This is a genomic window from Pedobacter sp. Leaf216 (assembly GCF_001421515.1).
GTDB lineage: Bacteria > Bacteroidota > Bacteroidia > Sphingobacteriales > Sphingobacteriaceae > Pedobacter.
The window spans coordinates 41,873-63,199 of sequence record NZ_LMKM01000007.1 but is presented as its reverse complement, the minus strand read 5'-3'; the positions used below and the strand labels follow the sequence as shown (position 1 = coordinate 63,199).

The 21,327-nt window shown below is 36.3% G+C and carries 21 protein-coding genes; 5 read left to right on the top strand and 16 right to left on the bottom strand.

What is annotated here, in order from left to right:
• Nucleotides 1–571 precede the first annotated feature (571 nt).
• Nucleotides 572–1,051, top strand: coding sequence for a redoxin domain-containing protein (locus ASE74_RS05425; RefSeq protein ID WP_055905342.1), 480 nt, complete (start codon nucleotides 572–574; stop codon nucleotides 1,049–1,051).
• A 265-nt stretch (nucleotides 1,052–1,316) separates the two neighbouring features.
• Here ASE74_RS05425 and ASE74_RS05420 read toward each other — a convergent pair whose 3' ends face one another.
• A complete protein-coding gene (locus ASE74_RS05420; protein WP_055905338.1) occupies nucleotides 1,317–3,182 on the bottom strand; it encodes an Nramp family divalent metal transporter in 1,866 nt (621 codons plus the stop codon).
• Nucleotides 3,169–3,831, bottom strand: coding sequence for a metal-dependent transcriptional regulator (locus tag ASE74_RS05415; protein WP_055905335.1), 663 nt, complete (start codon nucleotides 3,829–3,831; stop codon nucleotides 3,169–3,171). The genes ASE74_RS05420 and ASE74_RS05415 overlap by 14 nt, the downstream gene beginning before the upstream one ends.
• 127 nt (nucleotides 3,832–3,958) lie before the next feature.
• Between ASE74_RS05415 and ASE74_RS05410 the strand changes: the two genes are divergently transcribed.
• Nucleotides 3,959–4,429 (top strand): Lrp/AsnC family transcriptional regulator, encoded by a 471-nt coding sequence (locus ASE74_RS05410; protein WP_025142637.1) that lies wholly within the window; start codon nucleotides 3,959–3,961, stop codon nucleotides 4,427–4,429.
• 586 nt (nucleotides 4,430–5,015) lie between these two features.
• On the opposite strand, the gene ASE74_RS05405 is transcribed toward ASE74_RS05410, so the two are convergent.
• The 3 genes from ASE74_RS05405 to ASE74_RS05395 all read right to left on the bottom strand — a co-directional run bounded on the left by ASE74_RS05405 (nucleotide 5,016) and on the right by ASE74_RS05395 (nucleotide 7,244).
• Complete coding sequence (locus ASE74_RS05405) at nucleotides 5,016–5,678, bottom strand: alpha/beta fold hydrolase (protein WP_055905332.1); 663 nt, start codon at nucleotides 5,676–5,678, stop codon at nucleotides 5,016–5,018.
• The gene (ung, locus tag ASE74_RS05400; protein WP_055905329.1) at nucleotides 5,678–6,358 is read right to left on the bottom strand and encodes a uracil-DNA glycosylase; all 681 of its coding nucleotides are present in this window, start codon (nucleotides 6,356–6,358) and stop codon (nucleotides 5,678–5,680) included. The genes ASE74_RS05405 and ung overlap by 1 nt, the downstream gene beginning before the upstream one ends.
• A 367-nt stretch (nucleotides 6,359–6,725) precedes the next feature.
• Nucleotides 6,726–7,244 (bottom strand): thioredoxin family protein, encoded by a 519-nt coding sequence (locus tag ASE74_RS05395; protein WP_055905327.1) that lies wholly within the window; start codon nucleotides 7,242–7,244, stop codon nucleotides 6,726–6,728.
• A 115-nt stretch (nucleotides 7,245–7,359) separates the two neighbouring features.
• Here ASE74_RS05395 and ASE74_RS05390 point away from each other — a divergent pair, with 115 nt between their 5' ends.
• Nucleotides 7,360–7,899 carry a DUF2892 domain-containing protein gene (locus ASE74_RS05390; protein WP_055905325.1) on the top strand — a complete coding sequence of 180 codons (540 nt, stop codon included), beginning with the start codon at nucleotides 7,360–7,362 and terminating at the stop codon, nucleotides 7,897–7,899.
• 84 nt (nucleotides 7,900–7,983) lie between these two features.
• Here ASE74_RS05390 and ASE74_RS05385 read toward each other — a convergent pair whose 3' ends face one another.
• Complete coding sequence (locus ASE74_RS05385; protein ID WP_055905323.1) at nucleotides 7,984–8,481, bottom strand: YdeI/OmpD-associated family protein; 498 nt, start codon at nucleotides 8,479–8,481, stop codon at nucleotides 7,984–7,986.
• A gap of 175 nt (nucleotides 8,482–8,656) precedes the next feature.
• On the opposite strand from ASE74_RS05385, the gene ASE74_RS05380 reads away from it, so the two are divergent.
• Entirely contained in the window at nucleotides 8,657–9,211 is a 555-nt protein-coding gene (locus ASE74_RS05380; protein ID WP_055905320.1) for a pyridoxamine 5'-phosphate oxidase family protein, read from the top strand.
• Between the two features lie 71 nt (nucleotides 9,212–9,282).
• Here the strand turns inward: ASE74_RS05380 and ASE74_RS05375 are convergent, their stop codons facing one another.
• The 4 genes from ASE74_RS05375 to ASE74_RS05360 all read right to left on the bottom strand — a co-directional run bounded on the left by ASE74_RS05375 (nucleotide 9,283) and on the right by ASE74_RS05360 (nucleotide 14,569).
• Entirely contained in the window at nucleotides 9,283–9,495 is a 213-nt protein-coding gene (locus ASE74_RS05375) for a hypothetical protein (RefSeq protein ID WP_029275714.1), read from the bottom strand.
• A gap of 135 nt (nucleotides 9,496–9,630) precedes the next feature.
• Nucleotides 9,631–11,340 (bottom strand): lysine--tRNA ligase, encoded by a 1,710-nt coding sequence (gene lysS / locus ASE74_RS05370; RefSeq protein ID WP_055905317.1) that lies wholly within the window; start codon nucleotides 11,338–11,340, stop codon nucleotides 9,631–9,633.
• 185 nt (nucleotides 11,341–11,525) lie between these two features.
• Nucleotides 11,526–11,849: an MGMT family protein gene (locus tag ASE74_RS05365; protein WP_055905314.1), complete on the bottom strand. Its 324-nt coding sequence runs from the start codon at nucleotides 11,847–11,849 to the stop codon at nucleotides 11,526–11,528.
• An 80-nt stretch (nucleotides 11,850–11,929) separates the two neighbouring features.
• Nucleotides 11,930–14,569, bottom strand: a complete 2,640-nt coding sequence (locus ASE74_RS05360) for a TonB-dependent receptor (protein WP_055905312.1) — start codon at nucleotides 14,567–14,569, stop codon at nucleotides 11,930–11,932.
• A 295-nt stretch (nucleotides 14,570–14,864) separates the two neighbouring features.
• Between ASE74_RS05360 and ASE74_RS05355 the strand changes: the two genes are divergently transcribed.
• On the top strand, nucleotides 14,865–15,359 hold the full coding sequence (locus tag ASE74_RS05355) for a hypothetical protein (RefSeq protein ID WP_055905309.1): 495 nt from the start codon (nucleotides 14,865–14,867) through the stop codon (nucleotides 15,357–15,359).
• Between the two features lie 201 nt (nucleotides 15,360–15,560).
• On the opposite strand, the gene ASE74_RS05350 is transcribed toward ASE74_RS05355, so the two are convergent.
• From ASE74_RS05350 to ASE74_RS05325, 6 genes are all read right to left on the bottom strand, one after another.
• Nucleotides 15,561–15,950: a VOC family protein gene (locus ASE74_RS05350; protein ID WP_055905306.1), complete on the bottom strand. Its 390-nt coding sequence runs from the start codon at nucleotides 15,948–15,950 to the stop codon at nucleotides 15,561–15,563.
• Between the two features lie 64 nt (nucleotides 15,951–16,014).
• Nucleotides 16,015–16,749 carry a helix-turn-helix transcriptional regulator gene (locus ASE74_RS05345; protein ID WP_055905303.1) on the bottom strand — a complete coding sequence of 245 codons (735 nt, stop codon included), beginning with the start codon at nucleotides 16,747–16,749 and terminating at the stop codon, nucleotides 16,015–16,017.
• An 84-nt stretch (nucleotides 16,750–16,833) separates the two neighbouring features.
• The gene (locus ASE74_RS05340) at nucleotides 16,834–18,747 is read right to left on the bottom strand and encodes a long-chain fatty acid--CoA ligase (protein ID WP_055905300.1); all 1,914 of its coding nucleotides are present in this window, start codon (nucleotides 18,745–18,747) and stop codon (nucleotides 16,834–16,836) included.
• 327 nt (nucleotides 18,748–19,074) lie between these two features.
• Complete coding sequence (locus ASE74_RS05335; RefSeq protein WP_055905297.1) at nucleotides 19,075–19,401, bottom strand: iron-sulfur cluster assembly accessory protein; 327 nt, start codon at nucleotides 19,399–19,401, stop codon at nucleotides 19,075–19,077.
• Between the two features lie 100 nt (nucleotides 19,402–19,501).
• Entirely contained in the window at nucleotides 19,502–19,915 is a 414-nt protein-coding gene (iscU, locus tag ASE74_RS05330; protein WP_025142622.1) for a Fe-S cluster assembly scaffold IscU, read from the bottom strand.
• Between the two features lie 108 nt (nucleotides 19,916–20,023).
• A complete protein-coding gene (locus ASE74_RS05325) occupies nucleotides 20,024–21,235 on the bottom strand; it encodes an IscS subfamily cysteine desulfurase (RefSeq protein WP_055905293.1) in 1,212 nt (403 codons plus the stop codon).
• Between the last annotated feature and the right edge of the window lie 92 nt (nucleotides 21,236–21,327).

Sequence of the window (21,327 nt, the reverse complement as noted above, 5' to 3'; positions counted from 1 at the left end):
AGTATGTGATGTTGTAATGCCCAACAAGTATGTGAAATATAAATGTTGGGTTGCAAATATCCTAAAAATTGGCGTGATAATTTTTTTTAATTTTTTATAGCAGCGATTAAATATGTGAAATTTGAATGGCCAAATCGCTAAGAAACATAAATCCTCCATATGTGGATATCATTTGAAAATGTGCGGTGAATGCTTTTGGCAACTTCAATCCCGCTTTTTGCTTCAACAAAAGCAAAAAAGCTTTTGGTTTCCGCGTCAATCGGGTTTATTTAACACAGGCCTCTGCATCATACTCAAACCTTTCATATGCCTACCAAACCCTTGTTCCTAAACCCGACAGGAGCGAACATTCCGATCTTTCATCGGAATAAAGTGGATGGCGGGGCTGCAATTGCTATGGAATGCCGGCAATCATTTTTAAAATATTACAACGTAACTAAAGCTTTAAAATACATTATATTGTGCATGCAAGCTTACTTGGCTATTAAAATTTTTCATCTGTTTGTAAAAGCTAAGGATATATTATTATGTTCGTATTTATTCGTTTAAGTTTGGAGTTTAAATATCTAAAATGAAATTCAGAAACCTACTTTTAATCTTATTATTCGCCATCACTTTCCAGGTAAAGGCACAGCAGCCTACCTTATTGCCCCAATTTACCTTTTACCGTTTAGATGGAAAGGCATTTTCCAATACTGATATTAAACAAGGAAAGAAAAACCTTTTTATTCTGTTTGATTGTACCTGCGAACATTGCCAAAGAGAGAGTAAAGTTTTAAATGCCAATTATGCAAAGTTTAAGGATGTAAATATTTACATGATTACGATGGATGAGGGCTATATTATTCCGCAATTTTTCAATTCATACGCTAAAGGTTTAAATGCGAAACCCAATGTATTGGTGTTGCAGGATAAAAAACGCATGTTTATTCCAACTTTCTTACCTAAACAATACCCGGCAATGTATTTATATTCTCAGGCAGGTAAACTGTTAATGTACGAATCTGGCGATGGTGGCATTAAAAAATTAATGACAGTGGTAAACAAATAATGCCCATTGCTTTAGTGCTGTTTAATCAATTTGGTTGTGTTCAATTTTAGCGCACAATCATAATTTTAGCCCTGCATTAGGTAAAACAAGTTGTTTATAATTATTCCAAGCAGCAGGTGGCAGAAAGGTATCATGACCCTCATGATTGTTCGCTGCCCATGGCAGGAAGGTTTCATGACCCTCATGATTGTTCGCTGCCCATGGCAGGAAGGTTTCATGACCCTCATAATTATTCGCTGCCCAACGCAGCGAGGTTTCATTAAAATTACCTTATAATGAGTACCGGGATGTTAACCTTATGCCTAACAGAATCAACAGTGGTGCCAAAAACAAGGTCTTTTAAACCCTTGTGGCCATGTGCACCCATTACCAGTAATTCCATTTCATTCCTGTTGCTGATATCGGCAATGGCTTTTCCTGTATTTCCGAAACCAATAAACGGTGTGGAGTCGTAGCCGAGATCTTCAAGATTGGTTCTGTATTTTTCAAGGTTAGCTGCATCACTTTGAGTTTCATGGTCCATAACGTTATTGCCATGATATCTTGCAGCAGCCGTTTCTACCACGTGGATCAGGAAGTAATGTGCTTCTTTTCCGCCCTGAATTAACGCATGACGAATGGTATTCCGGTCATTTTTAGAAAAATCTACTGCGATACCGATTCTTTTATAATTTATCTTATCTATTTTACCAATATCCAATGCATTTCCATGTGGCACCATCTGCCGTGCATCATTTTTCTTCTTTTCTAAAAGAGGATGAAGAAATACATAAAGAAGTAATAAAACAATCAGGATTAATGCTGGCAATACGATTACGTAAATCCACCAGTTGTTGCCGCCTTTTGCCCATCCGCTTATTTCTTCTATAACCAGTTTTACATTAAGGGCAATAATAACAAGCGCGCTTGCCCAGGCCAATACCTTAATCCAGGGCTTAATTGCAAAATCTTTCATCAGTTTCCTGTCTGATGTGAAATGGATAAGCGGAATAATTGCAAAGCCCAACTGTAAACTTAATACCACCTGACTGAGCACCAATAAGCCGCCCAGGGCATCATCGCCATAATGTAAAATGGTAAAAAAGGCTGGTATTATGGCCAATAAACGGGTAATCAAACGCCTAAGCCATGGTTGGATCCTTAAGTTAATGTGGCCTTCCATAATAATCTGTCCGGCTAAAGTACCCGTAACCGTAGAGCTTTGTCCGGCGGCAATTAATGCAATAGCGAATAGGGTTGGGGCGATATTGCCAAAAATATTCGACAATAATTTATGTGCATCCTGTATTTCGGCAACTTCATGTAAGCCATTTTTGTAAAAGGCAGCAGCCGCAAGTATTAAAATGGCAGCGTTAACAAAAAAGGCAAGGTTAAGGGCTACAGTGGTATCAATCAGGTTAAATTTTAAAGCCTCTTTAATTCCTTTATTGCTACGCTCAATTTTTCTGGTTTGTACCAGTGATGAATGCAGGTACAGGTTATGTGGCATTACGGTGGCACCAATAATCCCGATGGCGATATAAAGAGCATCTCCATTTAATATAGAAGGTTCGAAACCTCTTGCAACTTCTTTTAGAGAGGGTTCTACAATAAACATTTCTACTAAAAACGAAATGCCCACAATAAAAACCATCGATACGATAAAGCCCTCCATGGCACGCATGCCTTTGTTAAGTAAAAAGAGCAGTAAAATGGTATCAAATATGGTGATAGAAATTCCCCAGATTAGTGGCAAACCAAACAGGAGTTGTAAACCAATGGCCATACCGATAATTTCGGCTAAATCGCAGGCTATAATTGCCGTTTGCGCCAAAGCGAATAGTGGAATGTTTGCCCAGCGCGGATAGGCTTGTTTAGATGCCTGTGCAAGATCTAACCCCCTAACAATACCCAAACGGGCACTTAACGATTGGAGGAGCAGCGCAATGAGGTTCGACATCAGTAAAACCCAGATCAGTTGATAACCGAATTTGCTACCCCCGGCAAGGTCTGTAGCCCAGTTGCCAGGGTCCATATAACCAACGCTAATTAAATAAGCGGGACCAATAAAAGCCAAAATCCGCTTCCAGCCCTTTCTTTTATCTGTATTTACGCTTTGATGTACTTCACTTAAGGATTCAGTTTTTGCCATTACTGCTGATTAAAATGTGTTTTGCAACTTCTCTACTAATATTAACTTGTTTATCGGATAACAGGATTTCTACCGAACCATCAAAATCGGTAACATCATTGATCTGGATTTGTTTGCCCAGAGTGAGCCCTAATTTTTCTAAGTGTTTTAAAAATGCAGAGCTGTGCTGACTAACGCCTGTAATGGTACCAGCATCTCCAACTTTTAACTCAATAAGTTTTATAAATTGGGTTTTAGCAAACCTACCGTTTTTATCAGGTATGGGATCTCCATGCGGATCTGCCTTAGGGAAACCCAAAAATTCATCTAATCTTTCAATCAGTTCGATAGATTTGATGTGTTCGAGTTCTTCGGCTACATCATGCACCTCATCCCATTTAAAATTTAATTTATCAACCAAAAAAACTTCCCATAAACGGTGTTTACGTACAATATCAATCGCAGTATTTTTTCCGGTTTCAGTTAAGGTAACGCCCTGATATTTGATGTAATCTACTAAACCTTTATCGGCCAATTTTTTAATCATATCGGTAACAGATGCAGGTTTGGTTTGCATTTGTTCTGCAATGGCATTGGTTTGAACGTTAGTAGTTTTCTCTGCTAAATGATAAATAGTTTTTAGATAGTTCTCTTCGGTATAACTTTGCATTTATATTTATCTAATTTTATTTTTAGGTAAATCTAAAAATAATTATTTAAAATATATATGATAAATTATGTTAAAATTTAGAATATAATTTGGTTATGTTTGTATTCTCAAATACCTTTAACACCATATGGCATCTGAATTAGATAAAATTGACTTCAAAATTTTAAGAATTCTTCAAGAAAACGGAAGAATTACCAACTTACTTTTATCCCAGGAAATTGGTTTATCACCTGCACCAACTTTAGAGCGTGTACGCAAGCTCGAAATGGCAGGCTATATTAAAAGTTATCATGCACTGGTAGATGAAGAAAAGCTGGGTTTAGGGATTAAAACCTTTATTCAGATTCAGCTGGATTTTCATAAGAACAACACTATACAAATCTTTTTAGATGAAGTAAACCAGATTAAAGAAATTACGGAATGCCATCATGTTACGGGGCAGGCCGATTTTTTATTGAAAGTTTACGTAAAAGATATCAAAGCATACGAACGTTTAATTATGGATAAAATCAGTAAGATATCTGTGGTTAAAACCTTTCAAACGATGATGATCATGTCGACCACGAAAAAGGAACCGATTGTGCCATTGGAGTATTAAAACTATAAACAGCTTATTAGTCTCTGAAATAACTTTATGCTGACGTGTTGGGTTATTGCGTATTACTAAGAATTTCGTCTTGCTGAATTTATTTCAGCATCTATCTAACTGTTAAGTCCCTGAAATAAATTCAGGGTGACGTGTTGGGTAAATGCGCCTTGCTAAGAATTTCGTCTTGCCGAATTTATTTCAGCATCTATCTATTTGTTAAGTCACTGAAATAAATTCAGGGTGACGTGTGGGGTAAATGCGTCTTGTGAGTTTTACGCCTTGCTAAGAATTTCGTCTTGCTGAATTTATTTCAGCATCTATCTATTTGTTAAGTCCCTGAAATAAATTCAGGGTGACGTGTGGAGTAAATGCGTCTTGCTAAATATTACGTCTTACTAAGAATTTCGTCTTGCTGAATTTATTCCAGCATCTATCTATTTGTTAAGTCCCTGAAATAAATTAGGGGTGACGTGTGGGGTAAATGTGTCTTGTGAGTTTTACGTCTTGATAAGTATTGCGTCTTGCTGAATTTATTTCAGCACCTATCTATCTGTTAAGTCACTGAAATAAATTCAGGGTGACGCATAAGATGAAATTAGTCGGTTCCGTTATTCAAGATAATATGGTCAATAATTCCTGATATTTCCTTAGCATTTTGATAAACCATGAAGTGCGTGCCGCTCTTAATCACATAATCTGGTTTTGCTTTTTTGGAATATAAAATCTTATCATTTGTGCCATGGATGTGATAAGTGTTTAATGGCCGGATATTATTCTTCCAAGCCAAAATACTGCCAATGGCCCATTTCAAAAAGTAAGGATCAGTATCATTTATAATCTTGCTTAATAAGCTTTTTTCACTCCCCGAGCGTGTACCGAAATAGTAGTTTTGTGTGAGTTTGTTCGATGATTTCAGGAATTTTGCAGGTATCAGTTTCAATAGGCCGAGTTTACCTGCAAAACGATAAAGCATTGGTAACTGAGCAGCCAAAACTGTACTCGAGATAATGATTGTTTTTGTTGGGTTTAAAATTTTGGCAATCTCAACAGCAATCATTCCGCCAAAAGAAACACCAACTAATGCAAAGGGTTTTGTGGTGTCGATAACATTGCTTAACCGCTTTGCATAAGAAGAAAGTGATTCACTTTTATTAGGCTGAATCCAATCGATGTGTATTTCATTGAGTTGATCGTCAAGCTTTAATTTTGAGAAAATCCTTTTGTCGGCACCCAAACCGCTTATAAAATAAACATTCATTAGGCTGGCAGGTTCCAGTCAATCGGTTTAAGGTTATTCTGTACCAGAAGTTGATTTGCTTTTGAGAAATGCTTCGAGCCGAAAAAACCATTATACGCCGAAAACGGTGAAGGGTGCGCTGCGGTTAATACATAATGTTTCTTTTGGTCGATTAAAGCTGCTTTTTGTTGTGCATATTTTCCCCATAATAAGAAAACAATGTGTTCGCGTTTTTGAGATAGCGCCTTAATAATTTCGTCTGTAAAAATTTCCCAGCCTCGGTTTTGATGCGAGCCAGCTTCAGATGCCCGAACCGTTAACGTTGCATTTAACAGCAATACGCCTTGTTCTGCCCAATGCGTTAAATGCCCGTGATTTGGTGTTTTAAAACCTTCAATATCTGTTTCTAATTCTTTGTAAATATTTTTTAATGAGGGCGGAACGGTAACACCACGCTGAACAGAAAAAGATAAACCATGGGCCTGCCCAACACCATGGTAAGGATCCTGACCTAAAATAACCACCTTAACCTGATCAAAAGGAGTAGTATTTAAAGCATTAAAAATATCTGCCCCTTTAGGGTAAACCGTTACCCCGTTATTTTTTTCTTCCTGTAAAAAAGACTTCAGGTTTTTCATGTAGTCTTTTTCAAATTCTTCTTCTAAAACGGCTAACCAACCTGGTTCTAATGCTGCAGACATGTTTTTAAATGTAAAATGTATAATGTAATATGGTTAATAGTATAATAGTTGATAGTCAATGGTAAGGTGTTGAGCAGAAGCCGATGGAGTGACTGTAATCTTGACCATAAGACTATAAACCATGATACATCAGGCTATTAACCATGGACTATAAGACTATGAATCATTGACCATCAAACTATCAACCATGGACTATCAGACTATGAACAATGAACCATCAGGCTATCAACCCCATTGACCATCAAACTATGATCCATCAATCTATAAACCATCAGGCTATCAACCATTGACCAAAAGACTATGAACCATTGACCATCAAACTATGAGCCGTAATCCATCAACCTATCAACCATAATTCTTTCAAATTTTATGATTTTTTCTTATAAATTGCTAACAAATCTCCTTCAAGGGTTGTTTTCGGGCCTTCAATAATTCTACCCAGCTCTTTACCCTTTTTATCCAAAACAATAAATGTGGGAACTCTTAAAATATCCAAGCCGTCTAAAATGCCATTTTCGGCCTTTTTATTACCGTCAACAGCAATAATTTCTACGTTTTTTTCTTTGAAATGAAGTGCATACAAAATTTTGAAGAAATTAGGGACATTCACTTTACTATCTCCGCACCAGGTACCAAAAACGATTTTAATTTTTTCATTTTTAATCAGTTTTTTAAGTTCGATCATTGTTGCTGCATCTGGTATGTAAGCTGCATAAAGTGGATCGTACATTTCTTTAAATTCTGGAAAAGTGCTTATACCTTCGCGGGTGCAGGCGTTAATCAGAATATCTTTATTGTGGACTTGATCGTGGATTTTTTTATTCAATTCCTGTGCAGAAACGTTCATTGCAAGTACGATTAGGGTTATAGATAAGAGGATTTTCATATTTGTGAGATGCTTTATTGTTGCTTTGAAATTTTTAATGAAATTATTGTTTTAAAATCTAAATTCTGCCATTTAAACACGATATTTGCAAAAAAAAATAATTAGAATAAAATTTATGCCAAATATTATCAGATTAATTGCGGGGTTTGCTTTACTGGGTGGCGCAGTAGCTTTATTTATTTTCGGCTTTTGGCCTTGGGGCATTGTTGCCATCTTATTGGGAATAATTGTGCTGGTAACCTACTTCTTTAACGAAAACATGCTTTTAGCACAATGGTTTCTTAGGAAAGACAACATGCCTAAAGCTAAAATGTTTTTAGATCGGATTACCAATTACGAAAGTCAGTTGATAAAGGTTCAACATGGTTATTATAATTTGTTAATTGGTTTAATTGAAAGCAGAACTGCTCCAATGCAAAGTGAAAAATATTTTAAAAAATCGCTTGCTTTAGGTATGCAGATGGATCATAATATTGCTTTAGCAAAATTAAGTTTAGCGGGTATTGCAATGGCTAAACGCAACAAACGCGAAGCAACCATGTATCTGACCGAAGCAAAAAAAGCAGATAAAAATAAATTATTGGCTGATCAAATTAAACAAATGAAAGATCAGATGGGCATGATGGATAAACAACAGCAAGTTCGTTACCGATAGACTTGAATAATACTTAGAGAAGCCATTTCATCATTTGAAGTGGCTTTTTTTTTGAAAATATAATCGCAAGATGTCTATTTCTGATTAAGGTTTATCCCTCCCGATAAATCTTTCTTTACCCAAAAGAAAACGAATGGCCCGTTTAACATTTTGATCTACAGCTTCATCTGTTTTGAGATTGGCGATATAACGGATAATCTCTTTTTGCAAATAAGGAGGAAGGTTCTCGAATATTTCATTTGCTTGTTTATTTTTTGCCAAAGCATTGGTCAATTTTGGATGCACGGCTATTAACCTTTCTTTAGTATCAAATTCTATTTCAAAATCTGCAGTGTCCCCCACAACCTTACCAGCAGCTTTACGCATGGGCATATTCAGGTACAAGCGCCAATCGCCAGCATACTTAATGAGGGTTTGCTTAAACTCAAAGCCATCAATTTTCATTATAACCGGCAGTTTGCCTTTGTTTTTTCCGGCCTTATTAAAAATATAATTTAATGTTTCTTCCGGTACAAATACATAAGGATTGATGCCTATAATTTGAATCTGAGCGTTAAAAGGTTTTGGTTTTTTTACTTCCATCAACTAAAGTTATTCTGTTTCATTAAATGTTCTATAATTTTATTCAACAAAATATGGATTGATTTCACTCCGAATGCTTTTGCCATGCACTTATTGCTTTTCCTGCTATGCACAAAACAAAAACTCAAAACTAAACTCCATCTTCCATTGTAGTTTATATAAAAATATATTAACTATGGCAACATCACAAGAAGGGAGTACTAACAATACTCAGGAAGAAAATAATATTAAAGATTTAGGTGGCAAAGCGGCTATCGATAAGTTAAGAGAATTGGCAGACAAAGCCGAAAGCTGTTTTTTTTGTACCAATATTAAAACGGGTATACCTTTATCTGTTAGGCCTATGGCCATCCAACAAATTGATGATGAAGGGAACATCTGGTTTATGAGTATGAAAGACAGTCATAAAAATGAAGAGATTTCAACCGATCCTTTTACACATTTATTGTTTCAGGCCGGTGCACATTCGGGTTTTGTAAATATTTACGGAATCTCTGAAATTAGCAGGGATCAGGCGAAAATAGATGAACTTTGGAGTCCGTTTATTAAAACCTGGTTTCAAGGTGGAAAAGACGATCCAAATATTACATTGATCAAAGTTATCCCTTCAGAAGGATATTATTGGGATACCAAACACGGTACAGCAGTTGCATTTTTGAAAATGGCAGCATCTGTTATTACCGGAAAAACCATGGATGATTCGGTAGAGGGAACTTTGGAGGTTGATTAAATTTTTCGTCATGCTCAATTTATTTCAGCATCTTATAGACCCTGAAATAAATTCAGGGTGACGGTCGTATTTTATTTATCTCCTAAATAATCAAATCCCTCAAATTCTTCTCTTTGGGCTCTTTTGCTTAAGATATCTTCTTCTTCGGCTTGAACTCTTGAGAAAAATAAGGCTTCGGCCTGGATTCTTTTTATTAATTGGCGTACCAGGGTTAAGTCAAAAGCATCTTTACTTAATTTGATGCAGTACTCTCTTTCGTTGATTTCTAAACTTGACGTATTCATAGGGCAATGATTTATTTATCGATTGCTGTAAATATAGAAAAGGCTTGCTAAACAATTGTTAGCAAGCCTTTTAAGTTTATGTTATGTTTTTGTTAAAATCAAATCCATTATTCCCGTTTAGGAACATCAATTTGACTATTTATGTGATAAGAATAAACCTTCGTCGGTTTTAGCAACCTTTAAGATATTTTTACCGGTTAAGGCTTTCAATGTAGTATCCCACTTCTTATTGCTCCAATCTGCCAGTTTTGCCTTTACCTCAGTTAGTAAATATTGCTCACCTTCGGTAATTAATGAATACAATTCAGTTTCTTCTGGTGTCATTTCGATTTTCTTTTTCTCCGGGCGCATCTGCGGGAAGAATAAAACCTCCTGAATGGTGCTTTGGTTGGTCATTAACATCACAATACGATCGATACCGAAACCTAAACCTGATGTAGGCGGCATACCGTACTCTAAAGCACGAACAAAATCATCATCCATGGCCATTGCTTCTGCATCGCCACGATCGGCAAGTTTCAACTGATCTTCAAAACGCTCTTTTTGATCAATCGGATCGTTAAGCTCTGAATAAGCATTTCCAATTTCTTTACCATTTACAAATATTTCGAAACGCTCAACTAATCCGGCCGCAGTACGGTGCTTTTTAGCAAGCGGAGTCATCTCAATTGGATAATCGGTAATAAAAGTAGGCTGTATTAAATTGGCCTCTACTTTTGCGCTAAAAATTTCATCTACCAATTTACCACGACCCATTGTAGAATCGGTTTCAATGTTTAATGATGCACAAGTTTGTAGAAGTTCATCTTCGGTCATTGCAGATACATCAATCCCAGTATATTTCTGGATTGATTCGTACATCGTTAATTTTTCGTATGGTCCTTCGAAATTGATGTTGTTTTCGCCAACTTTAACTACTGCCGAGCCATTTGTAGCGATGGCTACTTTTTCTAAACATTCTTCTACCATAGCCATCATCCAGATATAATCTTTATAGGCTACATATATCTCCATCGAGGTATATTCTGGATTATGCGTACGGTCCATTCCTTCATTACGGAACATTTTACCAAATTCATAAACGCCATCAAAACCAGCAACAATTAATCTTTTAAGATAAAGCTCATTAGCAATACGCAAATAAAGCGGCATATCCAATGTATTGTGGTGTGTAGCAAAAGGACGTGCAGCAGCACCACCGTGGATAGGTTGAAGGATAGGGGTTTCTACTTCCATCCAGCCTTGCTCATCAAAGTAATTGCGCATGCTGTTAATTACCTTGCTTCGTTTGATGAAAATTTGTTTGTAATCAGGATTTACCGTTAAATCTACATAACGCATGCGGTAACGCAATTCAGGATTGGTAAAACCATCGTAAACGTTTCCTTCATCATCACGTTTTACAATCGGTAGCGGACGTAAAGATTTTGAAAGAACTTTAAATTCGGTTACGTGTACAGAAATTTCTCCTGTTTGCGTGGTAAATACATAACCTTTCACACCAATGAAATCACCGATATCCAAAAGCTTTTTAAATACGGTATTGTATAGGGTTTTATCATCGCCAGGACAAAGCTCATCACGCTTTAGGTAAATCTGAATTCTACCGGTAGAATCCTGCAGCTCAGTAAAAGAAGCAGCACCCATAATGTTGCGGCTCATAATTCTACCCGCCAAAATTACTGTCTTATATGCCGTTTTATCTGCTTCATAATTGGCTAATATATCTGCAGCATATGCATTAACTTCAAAAGCTTCTGCAGGATAAGGCTCAATGCCCAATGCGCGTAATTGTTTTAGCGACTCACGTCGTAATATTTCCTGTTCTGATAATCCTATACTCATTTTGGGTATTTTTTGCAAAAGTAATGATTTGCAATTTGTTTAAAATTTGTAATTGCAATCTAGTTATTAAAAGAATAATTAATCGTTACCAATAAAAATTATCTTTTAAAAATAGATTTTGGCAAAGATAAGAAAGGTATTGTAATTAATAAATGCTTTATTGGAGATTACAGCGCATTTAATCACTAGAGATCATTTAATGGATCCCAAAATATCTTTTTAAGGTTTTGAATTTTAAGGTTCCTGACCTCAACCCCTTCATGCTCCAATAATTGTTGTCTTTTTTGAGTAGAAGATGGATCTCCACTCAGTGTACCATTGCTACTGATTACGCGATGATAGGGTACAGGCGGCCTGGCGTTACCACATGCACCTATGGCGCGGGCAACCATTCTTGATAGGTTTGGAGCACCAATGGCTTTGGCAATTGCACCGTAAGATGTTACCCTTCCTTTAGGGATTTCGCGGGTTAAATCCCAAACCTGTTCAAAAAATAAATCCTGATTCATGTGGTGCAAGTAAAATATAAAGCTATTTATTTTATTAAATATTTTATAACACTTACCCTTTATAATGTTTCGAGGTATGATCAGCCGAATTTGCGCACCCTGTATATTAATGACAGCATAAAGTATCTGCCCAGGCGATTTACCTGCCTATCTACAATCACATTATCGAAAACATCTCTTGATATACCCGAATTCTGATCGAAAAGGTCAAATCCTTCTACCCGGAGTGCAGCCATATCGTTTTTCATAAATTTATATTCCATTGATAAGCGCAATAATGTAGGGTTTCGCACTGCACCATTATCAAAACCAGAATTGATTTGTTTGCTAAAATCATAACCGAGTGTTAAGCTCTTAAAAAAATAATTCCGGCCTTCAATACCGTATTCAAAGCGGTTCGACTGGCGATCGGCAAATGTATCGCTACTGTAATTGGTAAGGTTTTGCGAATAAGAAGTTTCGATCTCAAAATTTGTTATGTCTTTTAAATCAACCCTAAATTCAAGTTCCTGTCGCCATGCAATATTCCTTGCTTCAATTTTACTGTTGTCTGTAAATGTGATATTATTATTTACCTGTCCGGAACCAGAATAACCAATGGTAAATTTACGTTCAGCAGAAAGCGGTTTGCTAATGTTGTAGTCGCCTTGCAGGGTGTAATAACCATCTGCATTGATATAACTCGTGCGCTGGTTCACGGTATTGGGTACACGCTCCTTAGTGGTTACAATCCGGTCGTTTGTCTGTTCGAATTTTAAATTGGCCTGAATCACTTTCCCCGCATTCCAATCTGCTTGTTTGTAATGTGCGTTAATGCTGTGGATAAATTCAGGTTTCAGGTTTGGGTTTCCTGTAATGGTATTCTGAAGGTTAGAATTGTCGGTTATAGGTTGCAGTTGGAGAAAGCCAGGCTGATTGTTTCTGCCCCAGTAATTAATATCAAATGATTCCTGGTTGGAAAATTTATAAGAAAAACGCCCTGAGGGTATGAGGTTAAAAGTTCGGTTAACTGTTTGAATATCATTGTTTAAATTCTGCCCGCGTAGCAATGCAGGCTGTGCATTTAAACCGAGGGTATAATTTAGCTTTTCGCCTATGTAACGGTAATTTAATCCAACTTTATTGGTAATAAACTGGTAATCGTAAATGTTGCTTAAGTTTTGGTTAAAAACCTGTTTACCATCAACAACATCATAGGTATCTTTAGCATTATTGGTTGCCGATCGGTTCCAATTGTAATTTACTTCGAAAAAAGTTTTTTTCCAAAGCGGTTCCATATACGATGCACCGGCGTTTAGTCCGAAGTTTCTGTTATCCTGATTGTTCAGCTGATTTTGGATTACAGAATCGGCAACATTGCTATGCGTATTGATGTAGCTGTTGTACGAATCGCGGTAATTTTCGCCATTAGTGTAATTAATACTGCTCCAAACTGTTAGATTGCGTCCTTTTTTTGCGAACTTATGGTTAAAAAATAAGTTCGTTCTTGCATTTACATTGTTTGAATTACTGAATCCTGAACTTTCTTTCCGCGTAGACAGTGTATCCTCTGTAATTATAGAACCTCCAGTATTATTTCCATTATTGATGCTATAAGAAAGGTTTGGTGAGATTTTGAGGTAATTCATTGTATCGATTTTATACTCCAGGTTACCGCCAAACCAGTGATTGCGATTGTTGCTTATACTGTTGTTATTTGCATTTTCAAGTCGGCTGATTGGATTTTGAGCAGCATCCTGTAAAAAATTTTGTGTGTATGTGGTGCTGATGGTGTTATTTTTATCATTATTGAAATTATAAGCAGCATCTGCAGATAATTTAGTGCCGAACTCATTTTTGTAGTTTAATCCGATTGCATTCCTGGTGGTAACCCCATCGCCTCCGCCTCCGCGCATATTGGCATTGGCAGATGTTCCGTCAAAAGAGATTTGCTGTTCGCCTTTCATGCTATTGCCTCTGATGTTGGTATTGTAACGGTCTGAATTGCCTACACCGGCAGATGCCCTGGCAAAATAGCCTTTCTTTTTATCTTCCTGGATGGTAAGGTTCAGTATCTTTTCCGGCTCGCCAGTTTTAATTCCAGTGAGTTTTGCCTGATCACCATAATCATCTATAAATTGAAGGTTCTTTATAATATCGGCAGGAAGGTTTTTAATGGCCGTAGCTACATCTGTTCCAAAAAAATCTTTCCCATTAACACGTATTTTGGTAACAGGAGCTCCCTGACTGGTTACATTACCATCTTTATCTACTTTTATTCCCGGAAGCCTTTTCAGTACCTCATCAACAGCATCCCCATCCCTTACAGGAAAAGCTTTTGCATTAAAACTTACCGTATCTTCTGTAACTTTAACAGGCGGTACGCCCGAAATCACTACAGCATCTAATGTGTTCGATGATGGTTTCAGTTTGATATCGGTTATATTTATACTGTTGCCTTTTTCAATCAGATACTTTTTGATAAAAGTATCAAAACCAATAAATGCAGCCGATAGGGTAAATTGCTTGGATTTAATTTTTCCAATTGTGAATGTGCCATCTGGGTTGGCAGAAGTACCTATGCTATCTGTAATTGATTTTATCCTAACCACAGCACCTGGAAGCGGCAGGCCTGCAGTATCCAGCACCGTGCCTTTTACAGTGTAGCTTTGCGCATTACTGCTTTTGTAAAGTCCTGCCAGTAGCAGGAACAAGAAAATCGATTTAGTAAAAACCCTCATTAATTTATTTGTGTGTGGTATAAAAATACAGACAGGATTTCTAAACCTATTGAGCGTAATCAACATGTTACTGATGTTAACAACTGTAAATGTGCAACTTGTAGGGTAAATATGCCATTGCAGATGGCAGGAAGTAAGGGTTAGCCCTTCATTAAAATTTCTGTTACTTTCTAATAGTAAGATGTGATTGATATTTTTTTACTAAAAATATTAGTAATATTGTGGTTTAAAATGCATATTTGTAATATTAGAATGCGTTCTATTTAAGGCCGCAGATGTGCCATGTTTATAATCAATGATTGAATTAAATTACTTTTTTGAAACACCGGATGGGGATAAATTTACCTACCAGTTAATCCAGTTTACTAACGGCGGTTCTTGGTCTACTTTAGATGGAGATGAGTTTTTAGGCAGCATAGAAAAAAGAGCAGGGAAGTGGGAAGCAGTTTTAGGTGAATGCCTTCCTCCTGAAATGATTAAAGGAGCTGGGAAATTGATCGACCGGCAAAACTATCATATTTTATCAGCAGAAATTTGTAACCGATGGCCCAAGTTAATTGCGGAGGTTATTGCCAAATCAGATTGCGAATTTATGCTTATCTGTAAGCCAGCAGTAAATTTTGAAGCTTTTGAGCGCATTTTTAGCAAATATGTATCAGGTATGATTAAAGATGAATGGCCGATTGATTTCCACATCTACAATCATGATTTTAGTGAGGATTTTATATTAAAATCTGTAAGTAGGGTAGAAGAGTTGCCGAATGAACCAATGATTCGGTGGAAGTGTTAATGTACAAAACTTTCTAATTACCTATTTGAGTAGGTTTTATATCAACGAATTATTAAAGCAATTTTGTTGCATTTACTTGGAATTACCAATAATGATCTTTACTTTTGGTTTAAGTTATTAGGTTAATAAGTTGATGATTTGGAGGGGTAGTGGTTCACCCCTCCTTAATTCAACCTTAAAGATGATTTCTTTTATCAATTACTACATAGGAGAGCATATTTCTATTAAAAAGCCATTGATGTCCTGTACATAGGCAACTGCTTGTCCCCAGGGTTTTATTTTAATTTTTTCAAGTGGAGTAGCACCCATTTCAACTGCCTGGTTAAAAATAAGTTCAACATTTTCAGTTGTAAATCCCAACTCAATTCCAAAAGGTTTTTCGCCTTTTAAACTTTCTTTAAAACCGTTTGATAGATTTGAATTGGCAAGGTGAATATCGGCAAATGATAGGGTAGTGTCACCACTTAATAATTCTCCATAATTATTTTCGGGAGTAATAAATTTTCTTTTGAAACCGAAAGCTTTCTCATAAAATTCTATCGATTCAACTACGTCTTTAACGTAGAGTATTGTGTAGCCAAATTTTACCATGATGTTATTTTTTATCAAATATAAGGCTAGAAATAACCCTGTTTTTGGAAAAATGCGACAAAATCTATAAAAGTGTAGGAACTGAGCCGGTAAATTTTTTGATCTCATTGGTGAGATGAGCCTGGTCATAGTAACCAGATTCGAATGCTATTTCGCCCAAACATTTATTCTGATTATGTTTCTTAATTTGGCGATGCGCAAATTGATAACGCACAAGATTAATAAATTCTTTTGGACTAACGCCCATTGAATTTTTAAAAGAGCGTTCAAGTTGCCTTGTTGTGGTGTAATGTTTCTTAGCGAGCTCAACTACTCTTAATTTGCCATGCTGAGCCCGGATATCCTCAACAATAGTAAGGATAGAATACTTAGGTAAAGATAATTTATTGAGAAAAAAATGATCGAGTGTTGCAAAAGTGTACTCATCTATGTAATGTATTACAGGGAGCAGCCTATCTTTTAACTCAATACTTTCATCAGTAAGTTCATGTAATGATGGAAATTTGAAGAAATGGGTGAATGCGGCAGGTTTAAACCGAACGCCCAAAATTTTTACTTTACCAATTGTATTATATTCTTTGAAGCGCATCATTGTACCAACAAGATAAATGGCTTCACTTTTCATTAACACACATCCATCATCAGTACGGTAATCATCTTCAATATTAAAAATGATGTCTATACATCCATCTGGTAAAATCTTGTTCTTGTAAAGCGTATATTCAGTAACTTCAACTACCCAATAGGCATCAATATAAGGTTTTAAGGCCAAATGAGGCTGTATTTCTGAATAGGCCATTATTTACAATATGTAAATCAATACAATATGTGATCCTTTATTTTAATATGCTTTATATACTACAGATTACCTTTTAAAGGCATTCTATTCGGCCTCAATACCTTCCTCATACATTTCATCAATCGCCTCAGCATATTTTTTTTCTACAATACGGCGTTTCACTTTCATTGTTGGCGTAATTTCACCTTCATCTATGTTGAAAGGATTACGTTTGATCTTAAAATTTTTGATGCGTTCAAATTTGGCTAGTTCATTTGATATTTTTTTGATATCCAGTTCCATCCAATCCAAAATTTCCTGTTCACGGATAAAAGGGTCTGACTCATCGAAAAATGAGGGCTTAAGCTTAAATGTTTCTTCTAAAGTTTCTCTGTTCGGAATAATAATAGCAGTGATAAATTCGCGTTTATCTCCAATTAAAAACAGCTGATCAATCTTCGGGCTTTTTAAATAAATGTTTTCAACCGGGGTAGGATAAACATTTTTACCATAAGCATTTACGATCATATTTTTCAACCGGTCTGTAATCTGTAAATTACCCTTATAAAAACGCCCAATATCCCCAGTGTGGAACCACATGTCTTTATCTATCGCCTCTGCAGTTTCAGCAGGTTTATTAAAGTAACCTTTCATTACACAATGGCCGCGAACAATTACTTCGCCTTCGGCACATTCAAATTCTTCATTAAAAGTATTATGTGTTTGAATGCTCAACATTTCTTTGCTTTCTACATCCTGAATACCCACTTCGATACCAGGGATAACACGACCTACAGTACCATAAACCTGTCTGTGGTATTCAGTTACCGACATTACAGGTGATGTTTCTGTTAAGCCAAAACCCTCCAATATTTTAATACCCAGATCGCCAAAAAACTCACCTACATTTTTCGGAAGGGCAGCACCGCCAGAAATCATAAATTTCAGCCGGCCGCCTGTTTTCTCTTTAATTTTACTGAAAACCAGTTTCTCTGCTATTCCTTTTTTAACGGATAACAGCAACCCTGGATTTTTACCTGCTTCTTTTGCTACGCGGAATTTATTGCCGGTTTCTAAAGCCCAGGCAAATATTTTTGCTTTTGTACCTCCGCCAGCGGTTCCACCTTTAATTGCTTTATCATGTATCCGCTCTAACAAACGCGGTACACAGCTCATTACCGTAGGTTTAACTTCGCCCATGTTTTTTGCCAACAACTCTAAACTTTGCGCAAAAGCAATTTTACAGCCTTGGGCACAACAAACATGATAAGTTGCGGTTCGTTCGAATACGTGAGAGAGTGGTAAAAATGATAAAAAGGTTTCAGTTTGATCGATTACGGGTATTTGCTGTAAGCAAACTTCAACATTTTTTACAAAATTATAATGGGTAAGCATTACGCCTTTTGGTGTTCCTGTGGTTCCTGAGGTATAAATTAATGAAGAAACATCATCAGGTAAAACCAGACTTCTACATTGGTCGATTTCTGCTTTTTCTGCTGCAGTTACCTGATGTTTCAGCGCAAGAATGTCGGAAAATGCAATTATCTCTACATTTACTTCCGAAGGAATAACAACTTTTTCAAAATCCTTAAAAGCAGGAATGATATATTTTAATGCTTTACAATTGGCTGCAACTTTGAGTACTTTACGATAAAGAAAATTATTCCCAACAAGAATGGCTTTTATGCCAGAATCGTTAATGATGTAAGCTACTTCCTGCTCAGAAAGGGTTGGGTAAATGGATACGTTAATTACACCGATCTGTTGTATGCCCTGATCATAATAAACATATTCTGGCGAATTTTCAATCATCAAACCTAAGCGGTCTCCTTTTTTTATTCCTTTTTCTAAAAAGAAAGCAGAAACCGCATCAGCCCTTTTTAAGGTATCTTCATAAGAAATTTCAGTCCATTCTGCACCTTGTTTGTGAATCAAAAAAGTTTCTTGTGGCTTATGAATGTTTTTTACAACATTTCTCAATAAGGTAGGAACAGTTGAAAATTCGTTTATTAATGGCATGCTCGTAATTTGGTTCGCTAATATAATTGACAATTATAAGGCTTTTTGGTTTAAAAATACAAATTGGGGCTAGTGTTTCGTTGGTCAGGTAGCTTTAAGATTGCTTTGGTTGTTGATTTTTTCGGTAGATTAGAAAGAAAATAGGTGCAGATTAAATTGATTTTTATTTAAGGTGCTGAATGTTTCCTTCACCAAATAACTAAAATTATGGAACAGGTTTAAGATCTGAGTAAATCTTATAGAAAAAAATGAAAGGATAATGAAATCTCTTAAAACGCAAAAAAGGTTCCATAAAATGAAACCTTCCTGTATAATTTATTGATTAGATTAAACTGAAAAACTTTCGCCACAGCCACAGCTACGACTGGCATTTGGATTTATAAAGTTAAAACCTTTTCCATTTAAACCATCAGTGAAATCTAATTCAGTACCGGCCAAATAAAGGAATGATTTCATATCCAAAGCAATTTTAATTCCTCTGTCTTCAAAAAACTGATCGCCCTTTTGTTCTTCGTTATCAAAATCTAAGTTATATGATAAACCCGAGCAACCACCACCTTTTACCGAAACACGCAAAAAGTAATCAGAACCCATTTCTGAATCCTGCATTAAGTGTGTGATTTTATCTTTTGCTTTATCTGTTATTGTAATCATTGTGATCGAGATTTGTGATTTGAGAGATTAGATTTGAGAAATATTTGAGCGCCCTAAGTTAGGTGCTCTCACATCTCAAATCTATTGTCTCACATCTATTCTAATGGTGTGATTTTTCCAATACAATTGCTTCTAAGCCATTTTTAACGCGGTAATCGTTAATAGCCGATTTAATTGCATCTTCTGCTAAAACTGAGCAGTGAATTTTTACTGGAGGTAAAGCCAATTCTTCAACAATATCCATGTTATCGATAGATAATGCTTCATCAATTGTTTTTCCTTTTAACCATTCTGTAGCCAATGAAGAGGAAGCAATAGCCGAACCACAACCAAATGTTTTAAATTTGGCATCTGTGATTACGTTATCTTCTCCAACTTCAATTTGTAAGCGCATTACGTCGCCACACTCAGGTGCGCCAACTAATCCTGTTCCTACAAATTTGCTGTCTTTATTTAATGTACCTACGTTACGTGGGTTATTGTAATGGTCAATTACTTTTTCTGAATATGCCATGTTTTCTATTTCTTAAAACTCCCTTCGGAGATAGTTTTATTTATTAATTATCAGTTTTCAATTATCATTTAGCAACTCAATACTGCGAACTGCCAATTCCAAACTGTCCTAGTGTTCTGCCCACTCAATTTTACTCAAGTCAATTCCTTCTTTAAACATTTCCCAAAGTGGAGAAAGTTCTCTTAAGTGGTTAACTGCTTTTTGGGTAACTCCAATAGCCTGGTCAATTTCTTCTTCTGTAGTAAATCTTCCTAAACCGTAACGGATAGAAGAGTGCGCTAAATCATCAGATAAACCCAAGCTTTTTAATACATATGATGGTTCTAATGAAGCTGAAGTACAAGCCGATCCAGAAGATACTGCTAAATCACTCATGGCCATCATTAAACCTTCACCCTCAACATATTTGAAAGAAATATTGGCTACATGTGGTAAACGGTGTTGTGTATTACCATTAACATAACTCTCTTCCATTTGGTTTAGCGTACTTTCCAATTTATCACGTAGTGCAGATAAACGGATTGATTCACTTTCCATTTCTAAACGGCAAAGTTCGCAGGCTTTTCCTAAACCAACAATACCAGGAACATTTAATGTACCAGAACGCATTCCACGCTCGTGGCCACCACCGTCCATTTGTGCAGTTACTTTAACCCTTGGGTTTTTACGACGAACGTAAAGTACGCCAACACCTTTCGGACCGTACATTTTATGTGCCGAGAAAGCCATTAAGTCAATACCGTCAGTATTTACATCAACAGGTATTTTACCAACTGCCTGCGTAGCATCAGTCATAAATAAAGCACCGTGTTTGTGCGCAATAGCTGCAATTTCTTTAACCGGTTGTATTACGCCAATTTCGTTGTTGCCATACATAATCGAAACCAAAATCGTTTCAGGAGTCATGGCAGCTTCCAATTCAGCTAAATCAATTAAACCATCTTCTTTAACGCCTAGATACGTTACACGGGCACCGTTTTTTTCTAAGTGTTTACAAGTATCTAAAACTGCTTTATGTTCAGTAACCGCAGTAATAATGTGGTTACCTTTTTCTTTGTACATTTCAAATACACCTTTAATTGCCAGGTTATCGGCTTCGGTAGCACCTGATGTAAAAATAATTTCTTTTTCAGTACAGCCGATTAATTTGGCTACCTGCTCACGAGCATAATCTACACCCTCTTCAGCCACCCAGCCAAACGCGTGATTACGACTTGCGGCATTTCCAAATTTCTCTGTAAAGTAAGGTAGCATTGCTTCCAACACCCTTGGATCTAGTGGGGTTGTTGCATTATTATCTAAATATATCGGCTGTTTCATCTCTATTCTGTTAATTATAACACAAAGATACGAAAAAACTTATTTAACAATTATAAATATTAGCTATGACCTTATAGAGAAAAGCCGCATTT

What these genes read in the sequence shown, in the direction of transcription:
- ASE74_RS05425 (WP_055905342.1), top strand. Translation starts at nt 572, where the DNA reads ATGAAATTCAGAAACCTACTTTTAATCTTATTATTCGCCATCACTTTC.
- ASE74_RS05420 (WP_055905338.1), bottom strand. Translation starts at nt 3,182, where the DNA reads ATGGCAAAAACTGAATCCTTAAGTGAAGTACATCAAAGCGTAAATACA.
- ASE74_RS05415 (WP_055905335.1), bottom strand. Translation starts at nt 3,831, where the DNA reads ATGCAAAGTTATACCGAAGAGAACTATCTAAAAACTATTTATCATTTA.
- ASE74_RS05410 (WP_025142637.1), top strand. Translation starts at nt 3,959, where the DNA reads ATGGCATCTGAATTAGATAAAATTGACTTCAAAATTTTAAGAATTCTT.
- ASE74_RS05405 (WP_055905332.1), bottom strand. Translation starts at nt 5,678, where the DNA reads ATGAATGTTTATTTTATAAGCGGTTTGGGTGCCGACAAAAGGATTTTC.
- ung (WP_055905329.1), bottom strand. Translation starts at nt 6,358, where the DNA reads ATGTCTGCAGCATTAGAACCAGGTTGGTTAGCCGTTTTAGAAGAAGAA.
- ASE74_RS05395 (WP_055905327.1), bottom strand. Translation starts at nt 7,244, where the DNA reads ATGAAAATCCTCTTATCTATAACCCTAATCGTACTTGCAATGAACGTT.
- ASE74_RS05390 (WP_055905325.1), top strand. Translation starts at nt 7,360, where the DNA reads ATGCCAAATATTATCAGATTAATTGCGGGGTTTGCTTTACTGGGTGGC.
- ASE74_RS05385 (WP_055905323.1), bottom strand. Translation starts at nt 8,481, where the DNA reads ATGGAAGTAAAAAAACCAAAACCTTTTAACGCTCAGATTCAAATTATA.
- ASE74_RS05380 (WP_055905320.1), top strand. Translation starts at nt 8,657, where the DNA reads ATGGCAACATCACAAGAAGGGAGTACTAACAATACTCAGGAAGAAAAT.
- ASE74_RS05375 (WP_029275714.1), bottom strand. Translation starts at nt 9,495, where the DNA reads ATGAATACGTCAAGTTTAGAAATCAACGAAAGAGAGTACTGCATCAAA.
- lysS (WP_055905317.1), bottom strand. Translation starts at nt 11,340, where the DNA reads ATGAGTATAGGATTATCAGAACAGGAAATATTACGACGTGAGTCGCTA.
- ASE74_RS05365 (WP_055905314.1), bottom strand. Translation starts at nt 11,849, where the DNA reads ATGAATCAGGATTTATTTTTTGAACAGGTTTGGGATTTAACCCGCGAA.
- ASE74_RS05360 (WP_055905312.1), bottom strand. Translation starts at nt 14,569, where the DNA reads ATGAGGGTTTTTACTAAATCGATTTTCTTGTTCCTGCTACTGGCAGGA.
- ASE74_RS05355 (WP_055905309.1), top strand. Translation starts at nt 14,865, where the DNA reads ATGATTGAATTAAATTACTTTTTTGAAACACCGGATGGGGATAAATTT.
- ASE74_RS05350 (WP_055905306.1), bottom strand. Translation starts at nt 15,950, where the DNA reads ATGGTAAAATTTGGCTACACAATACTCTACGTTAAAGACGTAGTTGAA.
- ASE74_RS05345 (WP_055905303.1), bottom strand. Translation starts at nt 16,749, where the DNA reads ATGGCCTATTCAGAAATACAGCCTCATTTGGCCTTAAAACCTTATATT.
- ASE74_RS05340 (WP_055905300.1), bottom strand. Translation starts at nt 18,747, where the DNA reads ATGCCATTAATAAACGAATTTTCAACTGTTCCTACCTTATTGAGAAAT.
- ASE74_RS05335 (WP_055905297.1), bottom strand. Translation starts at nt 19,401, where the DNA reads ATGATTACAATAACAGATAAAGCAAAAGATAAAATCACACACTTAATG.
- iscU (WP_025142622.1), bottom strand. Translation starts at nt 19,915, where the DNA reads ATGGCATATTCAGAAAAAGTAATTGACCATTACAATAACCCACGTAAC.
- ASE74_RS05325 (WP_055905293.1), bottom strand. Translation starts at nt 21,235, where the DNA reads ATGAAACAGCCGATATATTTAGATAATAATGCAACAACCCCACTAGAT.